The organism is Demequina aurantiaca (assembly GCF_000975135.1).
Lineage (GTDB): Bacteria > Actinomycetota > Actinomycetes > Actinomycetales > Demequinaceae > Demequina > Demequina aurantiaca.
Map to the genome: position 1 here is coordinate 1,701,904 of NZ_BBRF01000001.1, position 18,692 is coordinate 1,720,595.

Sequence of the window (18,692 nt, forward strand, 5' to 3'; positions counted from 1 at the left end):
AAGTAGAGGACGGACATGGCGCAGGTCGTAGGCATCTTGGTATTGGTGCTCGGATTGTTGATCTCGATCGGGCTGCACGAGATGGGGCACATGATCCCCGCCAAGAAGTTTGGCGTGCGCGTGAGCCAATACTTCGTGGGCTTTGGTCCCACACTGTGGTCCCGCCACGGCAAGGAGACCGAATACGGCATCAAGGCGATCCCCCTTGGCGGCTACGTGAAGCTCGTGGGAATGATTCCTCCTGAGGAGTCGGTGAAGCCCCTCAAGGTGAAGGGCCGCATCGCGGAGATGATCGGCGACTCGCGTGCGGCGTCGACCGAGGAGGTCCTGCCAGGGGAGGACTACCGGGCGTTCTATCACCTCGCCTGGTGGAAGAAGGTCATCGTGATGGCCGGTGGACCGCTGGTCAACTTGTTCCTCGCACTTCTTCTGTTCACCACCGTGCTGGTGGGATTCGGATCACCCACCCCCACCCTCACGGTCAACGAGACCGTGCCCTGCATCCCCGCAGCGGGCGCGCTCGAATGTGAGGCGGGGGACCCGCAGTCACCCGCCGCGGCGGCAGGCCTCGAGCCCGGAGACCAGATCACCGCCATTGACGGCCTGGCCGTCACCGAATGGCCCGAACTCACCGAGTATGTCGCGGCGAACCCCGGCAAGACGATGCCACTGGACGTGGTGCGTGACGGTGAGGACCTCACTCTCACGGTGACACCTACCGAACGCGAGCGCGCGGTGACGGATGCCGACGGCGTCGTCGTGACCAATGCATCGGGCGATGTCGAGACCGAAACGGTTGGCTACTTGGGTGTGGCGCCCGAGGTGGTCAACCAGCCCCAGGGCATCGGTGCCGGTGCGGCTCTGACCTGGGACTACTTGGGCAAGACCTTCAACGTCGTGTTCCACCTGCCACAGAACCTCTACCACGTGACCCTGGCGGCACTGGGGCAAGAGGATCGCGACACCCAGTCCGTCATCGGAGTGGTGGGAGTGGGCCGAATTGCCGGCGACGTAGCCTCCGCGGATGTCGAGGGCTACGGCTTGTCCGAGAAGATCGCGGACATGCTGATGCTGCTCGGCGGTCTGAACCTGGCGCTCTTCGTGTTCAATATGATCCCGTTGGTCCCTCTCGATGGTGGGCACATCGCATCGGCTATCTGGCAGGCCATCAAGAATGGCTGGGCGAAGGCGCGTGCGCTACCCAAGCCGCGACCCGTAGACGTGGCGAGGATGATGCCGCTCGCGTACGGGGTGTTCGGGCTGTTGCTGGTGATGGGACTGGTCTTGATCGTGGCCGACATCGTGGCACCCGTGAGTGTGACCTAGTCCCATCCAGCACCGTGGTGCGGCTACACGTGAGTCGGCGAATCGGTAGCCTCGACAGCGACGCCAAGCTCATTGAGGAGCGCGCGGACGCGGCGTTCGATCTCGTCGCGAACCGGCCTGACGTTCTCGATGCTGGTGCCGGGAGCAGCGTTGAGGTCCCAGTCCAGGTAGCGCTTGCCGGGATACACGGGGCACGCGTCCCCGCAACCCATAGTGACGATGACATCGGCCGCGCGTAGGGTCTCCTCGGTCCATGGCTTGGGGAACTCACCAGTGATGTCGATGCCCACCTCGGTCATCGCCTCGACCGAGTATTGATTGAGAGCGTTGCCAGGCTCGGATCCACCGGACCATGCGATGGCGCGGTCGCCCGCGAGCTTTTCAAAGAACCCGAGCGCCATCTGCGACTTTCCCGCATTGTGCACGCAGAGGAACAGCACCACCGGCTTGCCGTCGCTGACGAAGCCTTCGACGCGACTGAACGCCTGCAGACGCTGGCGTGCGAATCGCTCCGCGAGGAGGGGCAAGTAGTTGGTGACCTTGGCGTTTCCCGCGAATTGGTCATACGACGTGGCCAGGAAGTTAGCGATGGTCTCCCGACCAAAGATCCCATCGAAGTGGGCCTCGAGGCGTGCAGCGGCGGTCTCCAGCGCGTGGGTTTGGTCGATGGTGAGCGTGTGTTCGCGAGAGAGCGGGTTGGTCATGGGCTTATCCAATCGTGAGGGCATCGGCGAGGCGCGCGACGCGGGGGTTGATAGTGTTCAGAGCTTTGGTAAATTCGGCCGGGCCGCCTGGTGCGGGGTCCGGTATCGACCAGTGGAGGTCGATGACATCGCGACCCATTTCCTCGAAGGCCTGGTCGCACACGGCGATGACGACGTCGCCGTCTCTCAACACCTCGGACGCGGGCTGTGGTCGTGAGGTGAGCGGTGCCAGGCCCTCGCTGGCCAAGGCTGCAGTCGCCAGTGGGTGCACGCGGGCCGCCGGAACGGTGCCGGCAGACGCGACCGGGAGCGAGGTGCGGCGTGCAAAGAGACTGGCGGCGAACTGCGACCGCGCGGAGTTGGCGGAGCACACAAAAACCACGCGGGCACCCTCGGGCGCGAGCGTTTGGGCGGCCGTCGCGGCGACGATGGGGTTGTCCCAAGCAAGTGTGAAGTAGGACCGGCGGGCGTCGCCATCCGAGCGGCGTCGGCGGACTACCTCCGCCTTCTCTAGCCAGGCGAGGTGGTGGGCCAGGAGGCTGGGCTGCTGGCCAGTCCGTGCGCTCAGTTCTTTGGGCGAGAGGTCGTCCAACGCCAGCGCATCCACGATCGCGAGACGGCTAGGTTCCGCGAGGGCCCCGAGCACCTCCATGCGATTTAGTTCAATCATGATTGAAACAATATCAGATGAAGTTGATGTCGTCCTCTCGGCCTGGCGCGTGAGTCGGGAACATCCAGGGTGGGCGAGTGGTTGATACTAGAACTATGACTGCAATTGGACTCGGAATGCCGGCCATGCCGCCGGAGACGCTTAGCCCCCGCAAGAAGACCCGCAAGATCAAGGTCGGCACGGTTGACGTGGGCGGAGACGCACCCGTGAGCGTGCAGTCGATGACCACGACCAAGACCACCGACATCAACGCGACGCTGCAGCAGATCGCGGAGCTCACCGCATCAGGCTGCGACATTGTGCGCGTTGCGGTACCGACGCAGGACGACGCTGACGCGCTCCCCGCGATCGCCAAGAAGTCCAACATCCCCGTGATCGCTGACATCCACTTCCAGCCCAAGTACGTGTTCGCCGCCATCGAGGCCGGCTGCGCCGCGGTGCGCGTGAACCCGGGCAACATCCGCAAGTTTGATGACCAGGTCAAGGAGATCGCGCAGGCGGCCAAGGACCACGGCACCTCGATCCGCATCGGCGTCAACGCAGGATCGTTGGATCCGCGCCTGCTCAAGAAGTACGGCAAGGCGACCCCCGAGGCCCTCGTCGAGTCCGCGGTATGGGAGGCGAGCCTGTTCGAGGAGCACGACTTCCACGACTTCAAGATCTCCGTCAAGCACAACGACCCTGTGATCATGGTCAAGGCGTACGAGATGCTGAGCCAGCGCGGCGACTGGCCGCTGCACCTCGGCGTCACTGAGGCCGGCCCCGCGTTCCAGGGCACCATCAAGTCCGCAACCGCGTTCGGAGCGCTACTCAGCCAGGGCATCGGCGACACCATTCGTGTTTCGCTGTCCGCGCCTCCTGTTGAGGAGGTCAAGGTCGGCATCCAGATTCTGCAGAGCCTCAACCTGCGCCCGCGCAAGCTCGAGATCGTGTCGTGCCCGTCATGTGGCCGCGCTCAGGTGGACGTGTACGAGCTCGCGGAGAAGGTGACCGCCGGCCTCGAGGGCATGGAGGTGCCGCTGCGCGTCGCCGTCATGGGTTGCGTCGTGAATGGACCAGGGGAGGCCCGCGAGGCCGACCTGGGCGTCGCATCGGGCAATGGCAAGGGCCAGATCTTCGTCAAGGGTGAGGTCATCAAGACCGTGGCCGAGAAGGACATCGTGGAGACCCTCATCGAGGAAGCCATGAAGATCGCCGAGACCATGGAACCCGTGGAGGGCTCGTCGCCAAAGGTGATGGCCGCACAATGACCGACTCGCTGCTCAGGCGCGCGCAGCACTCGCTGGCGCCCCTGCAGCGGCGTGATCTCGCCCAGGCTCTCGAGTGGTGTGCGGAGGACCCGGTCAGCAACTGCGTCCTCGCGATGCACCTCGAGACCGCGCGTGACTCCGGAATCATCCCCCCATACCTGTGGGCCGTCAAGCGCCGTGGCATCCGTGGACTGCCGGGCATGAATCGCGAGAGCGTGGGCATTATCTGGAATGGCGCCAATCTGACGGCGGTCATCCCTGAGGCGGCCGATGCTGGTGCCTTTTCCACCGACGACGTCCGCGCCGAGGTCGCGGCGGCGATGGTGGGTAGGCTCAACCGACCTGCGGCGCTCGTCGGTAGCGCGGAGTTGATGCTTGACCTGTGGGGTCGCGTGGAGCCCTGGTGGGGTCCTGCGCGTGAGGTTCGCGACAGGCAGTTGTCGATGGCGCTGGCGTCGGGCCCCAAGCATGTGGCGAGCGACGGTTCTGGCCTGGAGCTCGCGGCCGTACGCCCGGCCACCATGGTGGACTACGACCTGTTGTTGCCGGCATCTGTCCACATGTTCGTAGGGGAGGTGGGCTACGACCCGATGCATCACGGGCGTGCAGCCTACGAGGATCGGTTGCGCGCGTTGGTGCGTGGTGGTCGCGTTTTTGTTCAGTTCGGGACACTTGAGGGGAGCCGGCAGGTTCTGTTCAAGGCCGACGTTGGTGCCGTGGGCTGCAATGTGGCGCAGGTACAGGGCGTGTGGGTCAACCCGGCTGTACGCGGGCGCGGACTGTCCAAGGCGGGAATGGCCGCCGTCGTCGAATCCGTGCGCGCGACGATCGCCCCCACGGTGTCGCTGTACGTCAACGACTTCAACGCGCCCGCGGTGGCGGGCTACCGTGCAGTGGGCTTTGAAGAGGTCGGGACCTTCGCCACGGTCATGTTCTGACAGGCGCTCGAGACTGGCCACATGCGCCAGTAGGCTTAGCCCCATGTTGCGCATGTCTACTCTCTTTCTCCGTACCCTCCGTGAAGACCCCGCCGAGGCGGAGGTCGCCTCGCACAAGCTGTTGGTTCGCGCGGGTTACATCCGTCGTGCCGCTCCCGGCATCTACACCTGGCTGCCGCTGGGACTGCGGGTTCTCGCCAAGGTTGAGGCCATTGTCCGGGAGGAGATGGAGGCCGCTGGTGCGCAGGAGGTTCACTTCCCCGCGCTGCTGCCCAAGGAGCCCTATGAGGTCACGGGTCGCTGGGACGAGTACGGCCCCAACCTGTTCCGCCTTCAGGATCGCAAGGGCACCGACATGCTGCTCGCGCCCACGCACGAGGAGATGTTCACGCTCCTGGTGAAGGACCTGTACAACTCGTACAAGGACCTGCCGCTGACGATTTTTCAGATTCAGAACAAGTATCGCGACGAGGCACGCCCGCGTGCGGGGCTCCTCCGTGGCCGCGAGTTCATCATGAAGGACGCATACAGCTTCGATATCGACGATGCCGGGCTCGAGGCCTCGTACCAGGCGCAGCGTGAAGCCTACGTGCGCATCTTCGACCGCATGGGACTCGAATACGTCATCGTCACGGCGACGTCGGGAGCCATGGGTGGGTCCAAGTCCGAGGAATTCCTGAGCCCCACCCCCATCGGCGAGGACACGTATGTGCGCTCACCCGGTGGCTACGCAGCCAACGTCGAGGCCGTCACCACTCCGGTGCCCGACGCGATTGACTTCTCCGACGCACCCGCGGCTCACGTCGAGGACACGCCTGAGACCCCCACGATTGACACACTCGTGGATGCGGCGAATGCGCTCCACCCCCGCGCGGATCGTCCCTGGACGGCGGCGGACACGCTCAAGAACGTGGTCATCGCTGCCACCAACCCCGCCGGCGAGCGGGGCATCCTCGTGGTGGGGTTGCCCGGCGACCGCGCGGTGGACATGACGCGTCTCGCGGCCGCGCTGGCGCCCGCGATCGTCGAGCCCGCGACTGAGGAAGACATCAAGAAGCACCCCGAGCTGGTCAAGGGGTACATCGGCCCCGGCGTCCTTGGTCCCCAGGCGAGGCCCGCGGACGTCGAATTCCTGTCCGCCGAGGACGCGACGATCCCGTACATGCTGGACCCGCGCATCGTCCCCGGTACCCGCTGGATTACCGGCGCCGATGCGCCCGGCAAGCACGTCTTCGAACTCACCATGGGTCGTGACTTTGTTGGCGACGGTGTGATCGAGGCTGCCGAAGTGCTCGCCGGCGACGAGGCTCCCGATGGTTCGGGGCCACTCGAGCTCGCACGCGGCGTCGAGATTGGCCACATCTTCCAGCTGGGCCGCAAGTACGCCGAGGCTCTGGACCTCAAGGTGCTAGACGTCAACGGCAAGCAGCAGATTGTCACCATGGGTTCGTACGGTGTGGGCGTCACGCGCGCACTCGCCCTGCTCGCGGAGAACAACAACGACGAGCTGGGTCTCAAATGGCCCACGCACGTTGCTCCGTATCACGTGCACGTGATCGCGGCCGGCAAGGACGACGCGATGCACGACAAGGCCGAGGCGATCTCCAAAGCTCTCGAGGCCGACGGCATCGAGGTCTGCTACGACGACCGTCCCAAGGTGTCGCCGGGCGTGAAATTCAAGGATGCCGAGCTCATCGGCGCGCCCTTCACAGTGGTCGTGGGCCGCGGACTGGCTGATGGACACGTGGAGTTTAAGGTGCGGGCCACCGGCTCGAGCGAGAACCTGCCCGTCGGCGACGTTATTGAGCACGTGGCCGCAGCCGTTCGTGCCGATCTGCCTCAACCTGCGTAACCGCGGGCACGGTGGGGATCGGACCAGCAGGGCGCTCGAGCCCCCGAAAAGCGTGCCAAAACGGACCAACAGAAGTGCGGGGTGCTGTGGCCTGGGGTGTTAGGACGCGGGTTGTAGTCCTGGTAGCACCGGGAATTTGTCGGGCGTGAAGCCCGGCTGCAGGGCCCCTGCTGCGTAGGCGTCGAATGCCGCGTTGAGGATCCACCCACGGTCGTCAGGGGTGACGCCATCCAGCATGGCTGCATAAGTCGCGCCTAGGGCAAACTCCGTGTCCCTGGCGGTCGCCGCACGCGACAGTGCGGTGTCCACCATGGTCGGCGGGATGTCGTAGAGCTCCTGGCGGCGATCCTGGGTCCCGGCCAGGATGCCGAACTCGTCGGCACGCGCCCCTTGGATGTCGCGACGGGCGAGCGCATTCGCACGCTCTTCACCTGCGGACTTGGCGGCGATGACCTCGTAGAGGAACCGCGCCCGGTCGTGTGCCACGGCGAGGTCGCCGAGGGTCACAGGGGAGATGGCGTCGGCGCTGGCGGGGAGGAACGTATCTCCAAGGTCGACGCTGGTGGGCAGGACCCGTTCGGCGGCGGTCACGGGGATGGGCTCCGGGGAGGAACTCACCGCCGGAATAGCGCTCTCGCTGGTGGATGGTTCGCCGGTCCCGTTCGGCTCTGGCTCACCCGGGAGCGCGCCGCTGGGGGACGCGAGAGGGGTGGGGGAAGGACTGGGCTGCACCGTCTCGGCCAGGGCGGTGTTTTGCGCCCACCACAGCGCGAAGGCATGAGTCAGGCCCATGCTGGACTGCAAGAGTGCAAGATTTGAGTCAGTGGTCGTGGTCGCGGTCTCCAAGGCTCCCTCACGCGCCTGCGTGACCGCGTCGTCAAGAGAACCGGTGAACGGAGAGGGCGACGGGGCGGGGGAGGGAGTCGCGACATAGACGCCGCCCAGCGCCTCCAGATGTGCGGGGGCAGCCTGGGCTTCGATGGACGCGAGATCGGATGCAGACACCCCATCGCTTGAGCCTGAACCAAGAACGTCAAGCACATGCTGCTCGCGCGCGGCAGCATCGTCGCGTTCAAGGGTGACCGCGTCGGCAGACGGGTACACGACGGGCTCCTTCTCGAGGTGCCAGGAACATCCCGCGACGCCCACCACCAGTACGCCCGCGAGCAGTGCCGCGGTCCACGGTCGGACGGTAGAGTTGGTGGCTCGGCGGGCGCTCATGCCCGCCATCATGACACGCACTTGGCCTGGGCTTAGACTGTGTCCTGACGAATTTCAGAAACGGAGCGCGCATCCGCGCGCGGGGAGGCGATGACTATGGACATCTCACGCCAGATTGCCGACCTCGCGACACCGGGGGCCCACGCCGCCGGGTTGGTCGTTGACGGGGTCGCCGTCTCACCGGCGGGAAAGCGCACACGCGTGCTCATCACACTGGACCTGCCCGAGACCGAGGTCGGTTCCGCCAGCCTCGACTCGATCGCCGTGGCCTCACGTGCCATCGGCGCGGCGCTGGACGAGGCGAACGTCCCCAAGAACGAATACACGCTCGAGGTCTCGACCCCGGGCATTGACCGTCCGCTCACGGAGCGCGGTCACTTCCTGCGCGCACGCACCCGCCTGGTCACGCTCGACCTCGCGGAAGGCGCGACGGCCACGGGTCGCATCGTGGACGTCGAGGACGATGCGGTGGTGCTGGAAACCGCCGGCGAGCGCGTCTCGTTTGCCCTGAGCGACATTGCCGACGGGCGCATCGAGGTAGAAATGAAGAAGCTGAAGAACGCGAAGTTTGAGGAAGAGGACGCACCTGATGGACATTGATATGCGCGCCCTGCAGGGGCTCGAGAAGGAAAAGGACATCAAGCTCGGCGTCCTGATTGACGCGATCGAGCAGGCGCTCCTGTCGGCCTACCACAAGACCCCCGGGGCCTACTCTCACGCCCGCGCTCACGTGGACCGCGCGAGCGGCAAGGTGTCCATCCTCGCCCGCGAGGAGAACAAGTCGGAGGACGGCGAACTCGTCGATCTCTCGCCCGAGTTTGACCACACCCCAGACGACTTTGGGCGCATCGCGACGTCCACTGCCCGCCAGGTCATCTTCCAGCGCCTGCGCCAGGCGGGGGACGATGCCGTGCTGGGTGAGTACGCCGACAAGGAGGGCCACCTGGTCTCCGGCGTCATCCAGCAGAGCGCGGATCCGCGCAACGTGCACCTCGACATGGGAGACGTCGAAGGTCTGTTGCCGTCCCACGAGCAGGTGCCCACCGAGACATACACCCACGGCGAGCGCCTGCGCGCGTTCGTGCTTGACGTTTCGCGTGGCATGAAGGGCCCGTCGATCACGCTGTCCAGGACCCACCCGGGCCTGGTCCGCAGACTGTTCGAACTCGAGGTCCCGGAGATCGCCGACGGCACGGTCGAAATCATGAGCGTCGCCCGCGAGGCCGGCCACCGCACCAAGATGGCCGTCCGTGCGACGATCCCGGGCGTGAACCCCAAGGGTGCCTGCATTGGTCCCATGGGTGCGCGTGTGCGCGCCGTCATGAGCGAATTGCACGGCGAGAAGATCGACATTGTCGATTGGGATGAGGACCCCGCCACGTACGTCGGCAACGCGTTGTCCCCGTCGCGAGTGGTGTCCGTCACGGTGGTCGACCTCGAGGCACGCGCGGCTCGCGTGATTGTTCCTGACTTCCACCTGTCTCTCGCGATCGGCAAGGAGGGGCAAAACGCCCGCCTGGCGGCACGACTGACGGGCTGGCGCATTGATATCCGCTCGGATGAGGCGCCCGACGGCCCCGTGGCGACCGGCGTGGAGGACGGCGATTCGGCCGATTCCGACGCGCCCGGTGCCGCTCACTAGCGCAACCCGGTAGACTGATGACGCTGAGCAGCCAGCCGCTGGCATCTCGCACCCCCGCGTCGGACCCCACAGGGCCGATACGGACGTGCGTCGGATGTCGGAAGACGGACGCTCAGTCAGTCTTGATGCGAGTGGCATTGGACGGCAACCACGTGGTGGCCGATCCGAGCCGCTCGTTGCCGGGGCGAGGAGCGTGGCTGCACCGCAGCGACGAATGCCTCGCGACGGCGCTTCAGCGTCGAGCCTTGGGGCGTGCACTGCGCGCACCACAGGCAGACGCCTCCGGCATCACGCTGGAGAGCTAAGAGACTGTGCCCTTGATGACCATCGATAGAACGGGACGAAAGCCCATGGCAACCCGATGAGTGCCTCACGATGAGTACCCAGCAGTAACGATGGTTCGACCCTGTCTTGGTCGAACCAAGACAGGAGAATTGTGGCAAAGCCCCGCGTCCATGAGATCGCGAAAGAGCTCGGAGTATCGAGCAAGGACCTAATCGCCAAGCTCACCGAAATCGGTGAGTACGTGAAGGGTCCGTCTTCCACCCTTGAAGCACCAGTGGTGCGAAAGGCCAAGGAGGCATTCCCGGCACCCGCCGAGAAGCCCGCCGAGGCCCCCAAGCCCGCAGCTAAGAAGCCTGCGGCACCCAAGCCTGCCGCTCCTAAGCCTGCCGCCCCTGAGGCGCCGGTTCCGGACGAGGCCCCCGCCGCACCGGCGCCCGCACCTTCGGCTCCGGCAGCGGCAACCCCCGCCAAGCCAGCCGATGCTCCCGCGGACGCTCCGGCCGACGCGCCTGCCGCGGCGGCCAAGACTGACGCACCGACCCCCGGCGACATGCCGCGTCCGCGTCCGCGTCCCGGCGGCAATAACCCCTTCTCGGACAAGGCGTCGGCTCCTCGCCCTCGCCCGCGTCCGGGCGGCAACAACCCCTTCCAGGCTCCTCGCCCGCAGGGTCGACCCGGCGGCGCGCCGGGTGGTCGTCCCGCAGGTGCAGGCGGCGCGCCCGGACCTCGTGGCGCACGCCCGACTCCGGGGCAGATGCCCGCTCAGGCCCCCAACCGTGGTGGCCCAGGTGGCGCACCCGGCCGCGGCGGTCCTGGTGGAGCCCCTGGTCGTCCCGGCGGGTTCGGCGGCCCCGGTGGCCGTCCGGCCGCAGGTGGACGTGGACGTGGCGGCGGCACCGCAGGTGCCTTCGGTCGCCAGGGAGGCAAGCCTGCACGTTCGCGTAAGTCGAAGCGCGCGAAGCGGGCCGAATACGAGCAGAGCCAGGCGCCCGCCATCGGCGGCGTCAACATTCCTCGCGGTAACGGTGAGACGCTGATTCGTCTTCGCCGTGGCGCGACGTTGGCTGACTTTGCCGAGAAGATTGACGTGATTCCCGCGTCGCTCGTGACCGTGCTGTTCCACCTCGGTGAGATGGCCACCGCGACGCAGTCGCTGGACGAGGACACGTTCGCGACGCTGGGTGCCGAGCTGGGCTACAAGATCCAGATCGTGTCTCCCGAGGAGGAGGACCGCGAGCTGCTCGAGGACTTCAACATCGACATCGACGCCGAACTTGAGGCGGAGACCGATGAGGAGCTCGAGGCGCGGCCACCGGTCGTCACCGTCATGGGTCACGTCGACCACGGTAAGACGCGCCTGCTGGACGCGATCCGCCACGCCGACGTCATCTCCGGCGAGGCCGGCGGCATCACGCAGCACATCGGTGCGTACCAGGTTCACCACGAGCACGAGGGCGTCAACCGCGCCATCACGTTCATTGACACCCCGGGTCACGAGGCGTTCACCGCCATGCGTGCCCGTGGTGCCAAGGTCACCGACATCGCGATCCTCGTGGTTGCAGCGGATGACGGCGTCATGCCCCAGACCATTGAGGCGCTCAACCACGCCCAGGCGGCCGACGTGCCGATCGTGGTAGCAGTGAACAAGGTCGATAAGGAAGGCGCCAACCCCGCCAAGATTCGCCAGCAGCTCACCGAGTACAACTTGGTCGCTGAGGAGTACGGCGGAGAGACGATGTTCGTCGACGTGTCCGCTATCCAGAACAAGAACATCGACGCGCTGCTCGAGGCCGTGCTGCTGACAGCAGACGCCGGCCTTGACCTGCGAGCCAACCCCAACAAGGACGCTCGCGGTGTGGCAGTCGAGGCTCACCTGGACAAGGGCCGAGGTGCCGTTGCGACGGTACTGGTTAACTCCGGAACGCTGCGCGTGGGTGACTCGATCGTCGCGGGTACGGCTCACGGCCGTGTGCGTGCGATGTTCGATGAGCACGACCAGCCCGTCAAGGAAGCCCTTCCCGCTCGTCCGGTGCTCGTCATCGGTCTGACCTCGGTGCCCGGCGCCGGCGACACCTTCCTGGTGGCCGACGACGACCGTACCGCGCGTCAGATTGCGGAGAAGCGCGAGACGGCCGAGCGTGCAGCTCAGCTGGCCAAGCGCCGCAAGCGCATCAGCCTCGAGGACTTCAACCAGGCTCTCGAAGATGGCAAGGTCGACACGCTCAACCTCATCATCAAGGGTGACGTCTCCGGTGCCGTCGAGGCGCTCGAGGACGCGTTGCTCCAGATCGATGTGGGCAAGGAAGTCGACCTGCGCATCATCCACCGTGGTGTGGGTGCTGTCACGCAGAACGATGTCAACCTTGCGACGGTCGACAACGCGATCATCCTTGGATTCAACGTTCGCCCCGCCGAGCGTGTCCAGGAACTCGCGGACCGCGAGGGCGTCGACATGCGCTTCTACTCGGTCATCTACCGCGTGCTCGAGGACGTCGAGGCGTCGCTCAAGGGCATGCTCAAGCCCGAGTTCGAGGAGCGCCAGAGCGGTGGCGCTGAGATCATGGAGATCTTCCGCAGCTCCAAGTTCGGAAACATCGCAGGTTGCCTCGTGCGCACCGGAACGATTCGTCGCAACGCGGCGGCTCGCGTGGTGCGTGCCGGCAACGTCATCGGCGAAGCGAAGATCGACACGCTGCGCCGGTTCAAGGACGACGCGACCGAGGTCAAGGACGGCTTCGAGTGCGGTATCGGTCTTGGCAAGTTCAACGACATCCAGGTCGGAGACGTCATTGAGACGTTCGAGATGGTGGAGATTCCGAGGAACTAATGGTTGACTCCGCACGCGCGCTCAAGCTCGCTGGCACGATCAAGAGGATCGTCGCCGGCGCGCTTGAGAACGACATAAAAGACCCCCGACTGGGATTCGTCACCGTCACCGATGTTCGGATGACGGGCGACCTCCAGCAGGCGTCCGTGTTTTACACCGTCTTTGGCGATGAGGAACAGCAGGCTTCCACGGCAGCGGCCTTGGCTTCGGCCAAGGGCCGGCTGCGGTCGCTCGTGGGTGGGCAGTTGGGCATTCGGCTGACTCCCACGCTCGACTTCTACCTTGACGCGGTGCCGGAGACGGCCGCCTCGCTCGAGGAGTCGTTGCAGGCCGCACGGCTGCGGGACGAGGAGCTCAAGCGCATGCGCGAGGGCGCCACGTTCGCCGGCGATGAGGACCCGTACAAGCACCCCGAGTCCGATGACGAGGACGCCTAAGCCCGAGCCGGTTCCCGGCATCGTGGTGGTCGACAAGCCTCAGGGCTGGACCTCTCACGATGTCGTTGGCCGTATGCGTCGTCTCGCGCAGACCAAGAAGGTTGGTCACGCGGGCACGCTTGATCCCATGGCCACCGGCGTGCTGGTGATCGGCATCGGCAAGGCCACCAAGTTGCTCACGTACTTCGTGGGACACGGCAAGACCTACGACGCCACCATTCGGCTCGGCCAGTCCACCGTGACTGACGACGCCGAGGGCGACGTCGTGGAGACGGCCGATACCGCGAGTGTCACCGACGCTCAGATCGCCGATGCGGTCGCAGGCTTGACGGGGGACATTCAGCAACGGCCCAGTTCCGTCAGCGCGATCAAGGTGGACGGCCAGCGGGCGTACAAGCGCGTACGTGACGGCGAGGACGTTGAGTTGCCGACGCGTCCGGTCACGGTGTCGCGCTTCGACGTGCTCGACGTGCGCCGCGACGGCGGTGTGATCGACATCGACGTTGGCGTGGACGTGTCCTCCGGGACCTACGTGCGCGCGCTCGCCCGTGACCTGGGCGATGCGTTGGGCGTGGGCGGCCACCTGACCGCGCTGCGGCGTACCGCGGTAGGAGATATCCCGCTGTCGAGCGGGCACTCGCTCGAGGATCTGGGCGCCCTCGTGGACGACGGCGAACCGCTGCCGCTGCTCCCGCTCGCCGATGCCGCGGCATCGGCGCTGCCCGTCGTGACGATCGACGCCTCGCAAGCGCGGGCCCTGGGCTTCGGTCAGGCCATTGAGGTCGCCGAGCCAGCCACGGCATCGGCGGGCGTCGTGGCCCCCAGCGGGGGAGAGGTTGCTGCCATCACGGCCGCCGGAACGTTGGCCGCCATACTGCGCCCGCGCCGTGGCAAGCTCGCGCCCGTGGTCGTCTTTGAGACCAGCTCGGTTGAGGCTGGCCCGCTCGCCGCTGGCGAGTGAGAGTTCTAGATTCCTCCGAGGGTAGGCAACAATGACACACGTGACGCGCGCTGACTCAACCATGCCTACGGATTCCATGACGACGTGGCGCTCGCTTGCGGACGTGCCGACGTCGCTGGGCCCGACCATCGTGACACTGGGCAACTTCGACGGCGTCCACCGGGGTCATCAGGCGGTGCTAACGCGCATGGTCGCGGACGCCCGCGAGCGTGGCGAGGTCGCCATCGCGATGACTTTCGATCCCCACCCCAAGGCCGTGCACGATCCCGCGCACCCGCCTGTGCTCATCACCGGCACGCAGGACAAGCTTGAGCGCCTCGCAGCGACCGGACTCAATGGCGCGTTGGTCGTGCGGTACACGCTCGACTTCGCGCAGCAGACCGCGGAGGAGTTCGTGGTTCGCTACCTGGTTGAGGGGCTGCACGCCGCCACGGTGGTCGTGGGTCAGGACACGCGCTTCGGGCGCGGCAACGCCGGCGACGTAGACACCATGCGTGACTTGGGTAAGAAGTACGGCTTCGCGGTCGAGGTTATTGACGACGCATGCGCCATCTCCCAGTCGGGGCGGCGTTGGTCGTCCACCTGGGTGCGTGAACTGCTCGAGTCCGGGGACCTCCCAGCGGCAACCGACGTGTTGGGGCGGCACCACCGGCTGCGCGGAACCGTGATCCACGGCGACGCCCTCGGACGCACCATCGGCTTCCCCACCGCAAACCTGGACGTCTCCGCCGGCATGATTCCGCGCCATGGCGTCTACGCCGGGTGGCTTACGGTGCTCGACGCGCGCGACAACGCGCTGGCGAAGCCCCTGGTGGGCACACGGATGATGGCTGCGGTGAGCCTGGGCCACAACTACACCGTGGGAGGCAGCGACCTACGGGTGGAGGCCTTCGCCCTGGACGCGGTCGGAATCGACATCTATGACACCGAAGTCGCCCTGGACCTGGTGCAGTGGCGTCGGCCGATGCTGGACTTTGGGTCGCTTGAGGCTCTGACCGCCGCGCTCGATGAAGACGTCAGCTGGACCCGTGAAGTATTAAGCCAAGGTCACGATTCGTGTTAAATCCCCGTTAACCCTGGCATTCGCCCACTTTTTGGGGCTACAGTCTTTAAATGGACAAGGCCAACGATGCAATGCAGCAGGGTGACCACAAGCCCCTCGTAGTTCTCAAGGACGTGAACAAGCACTTTGGCGAGTTGCACGTCCTCCAGAACATTAATCTGACCGTTGGTGAAGGCGAAGTCGTCGTGGTCATTGGGCCGTCAGGCTCAGGCAAGTCGACGCTGTGCCGTGCGATCAACCGACTCGAGACCATCGACGACGGATCCATTACGCTCGACGGCGTCGAGGTGCCCGCGGAGGGCAAGCAGCTCGCACAGTTGCGCGCGGACGTCGGCATGGTGTTTCAGTCCTTCAATCTTTTCGCTCACAAGACCATCCTGGAGAACGTCACGCTTGGCCCGATGAAGGTCAAGGGAGTCAAGAAGGCGGAGGCCAAGGAGCGGGCCATGACGTTGCTCGAGAGAGTCGGCATTGCCGCGCAGGCCGACAAGTTCCCGGCTCAGCTTTCCGGCGGCCAGCAGCAGCGCGTCGCCATTGCCCGGTCACTCGCGATGCAGCCCAAGGTCATGTTGTTCGACGAGCCAACCTCGGCGCTCGACCCCGAGATGATCAACGAAGTGCTCGACGTCATGACGGACCTCGCTCACGAGGGCATGACGATGATCGTCGTGACCCACGAGATGGGATTTGCCCGCAAGGCCGCAAACCGCGTGGTCTTCATGGCGGACGGTCAGATCTTAGAGGAGGCGGAGCCAGAGGAGTTCTTCACGAACCCGAAGTCAGAGCGCGCCAAGGACTTCTTGTCAAAGATCCTGACCCACTGACGTCTGTTCTTACCCACAGAGCTGCAGTAATGGCCCGGGAGACCCTCGGACCAAAAATAAAGGAGATCACATGAACACCAAGGTAAAGGTAGCGGCGCTGGCAGCGACTGCTGCGATCGCGCTGAGCGCGTGCTCGTCGGATTCCGGTGGCGGAGACGACGTCGACCCGTCGTCGTTCCCCGAGGGATCGACGATGGCTAAGCTCGCGGATGCGGGTGCCATCACTATTGGTACCAAGTTCGACCAGCCCCTGTTCGGCCTCAAGGCCCCCAGCGGTGACCCTGAGGGCTTCGACGTTGAGGTCGCGAAGATCATCGCTCACAAGCTTGGCATTGAAGACTCGGGCATTACCTGGGTCGAGACGGTGTCCGCCAACCGTGAGCCCTTCATCGAGGGCGGTCAGGTCGACATGGTGGTGGCGACGTACACCATCAACGACGAGCGTAAGGAAGTAGTCTCCTTCGCCGGACCGTACTACAACGCAGGCCAGGCGCTCATGGTGCTTGCCGACAACGAGGACATCACCAGCCCCGATGACCTCGCGGGCAAGAACGTGTGCTCGGTTGAGGGCTCGACCCCCGCCGCGAACATCGCGGACAACTACCCCGACGCCAACCTCGTGCTGTTCGGTGCCTACACCGACTGCCTCGAGCCGCTGCGCAACGGTGCAGTCGACGTGGTGACCACTGACAACGTCATTCTCGCGGGCTACGTGTCCGAGTCGGACGGCGAGTTCAAGGTGGCTGGCGAACCGTTCACCGAGGAGCCCTACGGCATCGGTGTCGCGCACGACGACACCGACTTCCGCATGTGGATCAACGACGTTCTCGAAGAGTCCTTCGAGGACGGTTCGTGGCTCGACGCGTGGAACGAGACCGCTGGAACGGTCCTTCCCGAGCCGACCGCTCCCTCGGTCGACCGCTACGAAAACTAGCCAGTAAGTGGGCCTCGGTGCGCTCCCTCGCGGAGCGCACCGAGAGCCTTCCTGGCCGGGCACCTACCAGCCCAACTAAGTACGTCACTCGGAGAGGACTATGGGAGCACTGATAGACAACGCTGACGTCGTTTGGACGGCGTTCAAAATGACGTTGTGGCTGTCGGTTTCCGCCGGAGTCCTGTCGTTCATCTGGGGCGTCATGCTGGCCGCCTTTCGCGTTTCCCCGATAGGCCCGCTACGCACCTTTGGCACCGTGTACGTGAACATCTTCCGCAACTCTCCACTCACCCTGATTTTTCTGGTGATGCTTAACCTCGCGGTCCCCGTTTTGGGCCTGCATGTGGGTCTGGGCGTCCCCATGGCGATCATCTCGCTCACGTTGTATACCTCCACCTTCGTCTGTGAGGTGGTGCGCTCTGGAATCAATTCCGTGGGCGTTGGTCAGGCCGAGGCCGCCCGGTCCATCGGCCTCACGTTCTTCCAGACCCTCGGCCAAATCGTGCTACCGCAGGCGTTCCGCTCCGTGGTCCCGCCCCTCATCAACGTCTACATTGCTCACGTGAAGAACACGTCGGTTGCGGCCGGTTTTGCGGTCTTCGAGCTGACTGCTTCCGCGCAGCGTCTCGCGAATGGCAATCCCGCAGACGTGGTTGGCGTGTTCGCGGGCATCGGCCTTTGCTATCTCGTGATCACCATTCCCATGGGCGTCGCGAGTCAGCGAATCGAGCGAAAGGTGGCGATCGCCCGATGAGCAATGAAACGTCAGTGCTCTACGAAGCACCCGGACCGCGCGCCAAGGCTCGCGACAGAATCTTCACCGTTGTCTTCACCCTGATTTTTGTTGGACTGCTGGTGTGGGCTGGCTATACCGCCTACAGCAACGGCATCTTCGACGACCGCTGGGCGGTGTTGTGGGATCCGCCGCGCGGCCAGTCCGTGTCCGACGTGTGGATCACCTCCATCCTGATGAGCGGCATCTGGGGCACGCTGAAGCCCGTCCTCATCGCCATCCCCATCGCACTCGCACTGGCGTTGGCGCTCACGATTCTCCGCCAGTCGCCATACTGGATCGCGCGGGTGCCCGCCCGAGTGGTGACCGAGGTGTTCCGCGGCATTCCCGTGCTGCTCATCATGTACTTCGGTGTCATCGGGCTCAACATCGATCCGCTGTGGGCCGTGGTGCTCGGCCTCGTGGTTTACAACATGGCTGTGGTGGCGGAGATTCTGCGAGCTGGAATCGCCGCATTGCCAAGCGGGCAGAAGGAGGCGGGCCTCAGCATCGGCCTGTCGCCGTTGCAGACGCTGCTCCGAATTCAATTGCCGCAGGCCGTGCGCATCATGCTCCCCGCACTCATCAGCCAGATCGTGGTGCTGCTGAAGGACTCCTCGCTGGGATTCATCATCGGCTACTCGGAGCTCCTCAAGTCGGCAAAGGACAACTACAACTTCTTTGGAGAGTCCACCAAGGTGGTCTTCATCTTCGTGGTCGCAGTGCTGTACATCCTCATCAACATGTCGGTGTCGAGGCTCGCGACCTACATCGAGGGCCGCATGCGGACCAAGAGCAAGACAGTCGGTGGACTTCATGTGGAGGGCAAGGCCGATGGCCCGCCCGGGGGAGTGACCGCCACGGGTATTGGCGCCAACACACGCACCGGGGATAGCGCCCTCTAGTTGCGTGGTGGCTGGGAAGCGCGTCTTCGGGTAACATTGACCGTCGCCGTATAACGGCCGCGGATCCCAGTGCCCCGGAGA

The 18,692-nt window shown here is 65.2% G+C and carries 18 protein-coding genes; 15 read left to right on the top strand and 3 right to left on the bottom strand.

Annotation, left to right across the window (positions count from 1 at the left end; translation table 11 throughout):
* The first annotated feature begins 15 nt into the window (after nt 1-15).
* A complete protein-coding gene (locus AOP73_RS07685; protein WP_061964410.1) occupies nt 16-1,326 on the top strand; it encodes a M50 family metallopeptidase in 1,311 nt (436 codons plus the stop codon).
* 23 nt (nt 1,327-1,349) lie between these two features.
* Here the strand turns inward: AOP73_RS07685 and AOP73_RS07690 are convergent, their stop codons facing one another.
* Nucleotides 1,350-2,030 (bottom strand): arsenate reductase ArsC, encoded by a 681-nt coding sequence (locus AOP73_RS07690; RefSeq protein WP_061964412.1) that lies wholly within the window; start codon nt 2,028-2,030, stop codon nt 1,350-1,352.
* A gap of 4 nt (nt 2,031-2,034) precedes the next feature.
* A complete protein-coding gene (locus AOP73_RS07695; RefSeq protein WP_084626662.1) occupies nt 2,035-2,700 on the bottom strand; it encodes an arsenate reductase/protein-tyrosine-phosphatase family protein in 666 nt (221 codons plus the stop codon).
* A 95-nt stretch (nt 2,701-2,795) separates the two neighbouring features.
* On the opposite strand from AOP73_RS07695, the gene ispG reads away from it, so the two are divergent.
* From ispG to AOP73_RS07710, 3 genes are read left to right on the top strand one after another with little or no spacing between them, the layout of a single operon-like run.
* Nucleotides 2,796-3,950, top strand: coding sequence for a flavodoxin-dependent (E)-4-hydroxy-3-methylbut-2-enyl-diphosphate synthase (ispG, locus tag AOP73_RS07700; protein ID WP_061964416.1), 1,155 nt, complete (start codon nt 2,796-2,798; stop codon nt 3,948-3,950).
* Nucleotides 3,947-4,888 (top strand): GNAT family N-acetyltransferase, encoded by a 942-nt coding sequence (locus AOP73_RS07705; protein ID WP_061964418.1) that lies wholly within the window; start codon nt 3,947-3,949, stop codon nt 4,886-4,888. The genes ispG and AOP73_RS07705 overlap by 4 nt, the downstream gene beginning before the upstream one ends.
* Nucleotides 4,889-4,940: 52 nt before the next feature.
* A complete protein-coding gene (locus AOP73_RS07710) occupies nt 4,941-6,740 on the top strand; it encodes a proline--tRNA ligase (RefSeq protein WP_061964950.1) in 1,800 nt (599 codons plus the stop codon).
* Between the two features lie 99 nt (nt 6,741-6,839).
* On the opposite strand, the gene AOP73_RS07715 is transcribed toward AOP73_RS07710, so the two are convergent.
* Complete coding sequence (locus AOP73_RS07715) at nt 6,840-7,961, bottom strand: hypothetical protein (RefSeq protein WP_152650575.1); 1,122 nt, start codon at nt 7,959-7,961, stop codon at nt 6,840-6,842.
* Nucleotides 7,962-8,057: 96 nt separating this feature from the next.
* Between AOP73_RS07715 and rimP the strand changes: the two genes are divergently transcribed.
* From rimP to AOP73_RS07770, 11 genes are all read left to right on the top strand, one after another.
* Nucleotides 8,058-8,561 carry a ribosome maturation factor RimP gene (gene rimP, locus AOP73_RS07720; protein WP_061964422.1) on the top strand — a complete coding sequence of 168 codons (504 nt, stop codon included), beginning with the start codon at nt 8,058-8,060 and terminating at the stop codon, nt 8,559-8,561.
* Nucleotides 8,551-9,603 (top strand): transcription termination factor NusA, encoded by a 1,053-nt coding sequence (gene nusA / locus AOP73_RS07725; RefSeq protein WP_061964424.1) that lies wholly within the window; start codon nt 8,551-8,553, stop codon nt 9,601-9,603. The genes rimP and nusA overlap by 11 nt, the downstream gene beginning before the upstream one ends.
* 17 nt (nt 9,604-9,620) lie before the next feature.
* Entirely contained in the window at nt 9,621-9,908 is a 288-nt protein-coding gene (locus AOP73_RS12240; protein WP_084626664.1) for a YlxR family protein, read from the top strand.
* A gap of 131 nt (nt 9,909-10,039) precedes the next feature.
* Entirely contained in the window at nt 10,040-12,715 is a 2,676-nt protein-coding gene (gene infB / locus AOP73_RS07735) for a translation initiation factor IF-2 (RefSeq protein WP_061964428.1), read from the top strand.
* On the top strand, nt 12,715-13,152 hold the full coding sequence (gene rbfA / locus AOP73_RS07740) for a 30S ribosome-binding factor RbfA (protein ID WP_061964430.1): 438 nt from the start codon (nt 12,715-12,717) through the stop codon (nt 13,150-13,152). The genes infB and rbfA overlap by 1 nt, the downstream gene beginning before the upstream one ends.
* Complete coding sequence (gene truB / locus AOP73_RS07745; protein WP_061964432.1) at nt 13,136-14,113, top strand: tRNA pseudouridine(55) synthase TruB; 978 nt, start codon at nt 13,136-13,138, stop codon at nt 14,111-14,113. The genes rbfA and truB overlap by 17 nt, the downstream gene beginning before the upstream one ends.
* A 40-nt stretch (nt 14,114-14,153) precedes the next feature.
* The gene (locus AOP73_RS07750; protein ID WP_236683530.1) at nt 14,154-15,176 is read left to right on the top strand and encodes a bifunctional riboflavin kinase/FAD synthetase; all 1,023 of its coding nucleotides are present in this window, start codon (nt 14,154-14,156) and stop codon (nt 15,174-15,176) included.
* Nucleotides 15,177-15,226: 50 nt separating this feature from the next.
* Nucleotides 15,227-16,000 (top strand): amino acid ABC transporter ATP-binding protein, encoded by a 774-nt coding sequence (locus tag AOP73_RS07755; RefSeq protein WP_439645231.1) that lies wholly within the window; start codon nt 15,227-15,229, stop codon nt 15,998-16,000.
* A gap of 70 nt (nt 16,001-16,070) precedes the next feature.
* Entirely contained in the window at nt 16,071-16,934 is an 864-nt protein-coding gene (locus AOP73_RS07760; protein WP_061964433.1) for a glutamate ABC transporter substrate-binding protein, read from the top strand.
* A 100-nt stretch (nt 16,935-17,034) separates the two neighbouring features.
* Complete coding sequence (locus AOP73_RS07765; protein WP_061964436.1) at nt 17,035-17,688, top strand: amino acid ABC transporter permease; 654 nt, start codon at nt 17,035-17,037, stop codon at nt 17,686-17,688.
* A complete protein-coding gene (locus tag AOP73_RS07770; RefSeq protein ID WP_084626666.1) occupies nt 17,685-18,611 on the top strand; it encodes an amino acid ABC transporter permease in 927 nt (308 codons plus the stop codon). The genes AOP73_RS07765 and AOP73_RS07770 overlap by 4 nt, the downstream gene beginning before the upstream one ends.
* Nucleotides 18,612-18,692: the final 81 nt, after the last annotated feature.

What these genes read in the sequence shown, in the direction of transcription:
- ispG (WP_061964416.1), top strand. Translation starts at nt 2,796, where the DNA reads ATGACTGCAATTGGACTCGGAATGCCGGCCATGCCGCCGGAGACGCTT.
- AOP73_RS07755 (WP_439645231.1), top strand. Translation starts at nt 15,227, where the DNA reads ATGGACAAGGCCAACGATGCAATGCAGCAGGGTGACCACAAGCCCCTC.
- AOP73_RS07715 (WP_152650575.1), bottom strand. Translation starts at nt 7,961, where the DNA reads ATGAGCGCCCGCCGAGCCACCAACTCTACCGTCCGACCGTGGACCGCG.
- AOP73_RS07765 (WP_061964436.1), top strand. Translation starts at nt 17,035, where the DNA reads ATGGGAGCACTGATAGACAACGCTGACGTCGTTTGGACGGCGTTCAAA.
- rimP (WP_061964422.1), top strand. Translation starts at nt 8,058, where the DNA reads ATGGACATCTCACGCCAGATTGCCGACCTCGCGACACCGGGGGCCCAC.
- AOP73_RS07770 (WP_084626666.1), top strand. Translation starts at nt 17,685, where the DNA reads ATGAGCAATGAAACGTCAGTGCTCTACGAAGCACCCGGACCGCGCGCC.
- AOP73_RS07760 (WP_061964433.1), top strand. Translation starts at nt 16,071, where the DNA reads ATGAACACCAAGGTAAAGGTAGCGGCGCTGGCAGCGACTGCTGCGATC.
- nusA (WP_061964424.1), top strand. Translation starts at nt 8,551, where the DNA reads ATGGACATTGATATGCGCGCCCTGCAGGGGCTCGAGAAGGAAAAGGAC.
- AOP73_RS07695 (WP_084626662.1), bottom strand. Translation starts at nt 2,700, where the DNA reads ATGATTGAACTAAATCGCATGGAGGTGCTCGGGGCCCTCGCGGAACCT.
- AOP73_RS12240 (WP_084626664.1), top strand. Translation starts at nt 9,621, where the DNA reads ATGACGCTGAGCAGCCAGCCGCTGGCATCTCGCACCCCCGCGTCGGAC.
- truB (WP_061964432.1), top strand. Translation starts at nt 13,136, where the DNA reads ATGACGAGGACGCCTAAGCCCGAGCCGGTTCCCGGCATCGTGGTGGTC.
- AOP73_RS07685 (WP_061964410.1), top strand. Translation starts at nt 16, where the DNA reads ATGGCGCAGGTCGTAGGCATCTTGGTATTGGTGCTCGGATTGTTGATC.
- AOP73_RS07705 (WP_061964418.1), top strand. Translation starts at nt 3,947, where the DNA reads ATGACCGACTCGCTGCTCAGGCGCGCGCAGCACTCGCTGGCGCCCCTG.
- rbfA (WP_061964430.1), top strand. Translation starts at nt 12,715, where the DNA reads ATGGTTGACTCCGCACGCGCGCTCAAGCTCGCTGGCACGATCAAGAGG.
- AOP73_RS07710 (WP_061964950.1), top strand. Translation starts at nt 4,941, where the DNA reads ATGTCTACTCTCTTTCTCCGTACCCTCCGTGAAGACCCCGCCGAGGCG.
- AOP73_RS07690 (WP_061964412.1), bottom strand. Translation starts at nt 2,030, where the DNA reads ATGACCAACCCGCTCTCTCGCGAACACACGCTCACCATCGACCAAACC.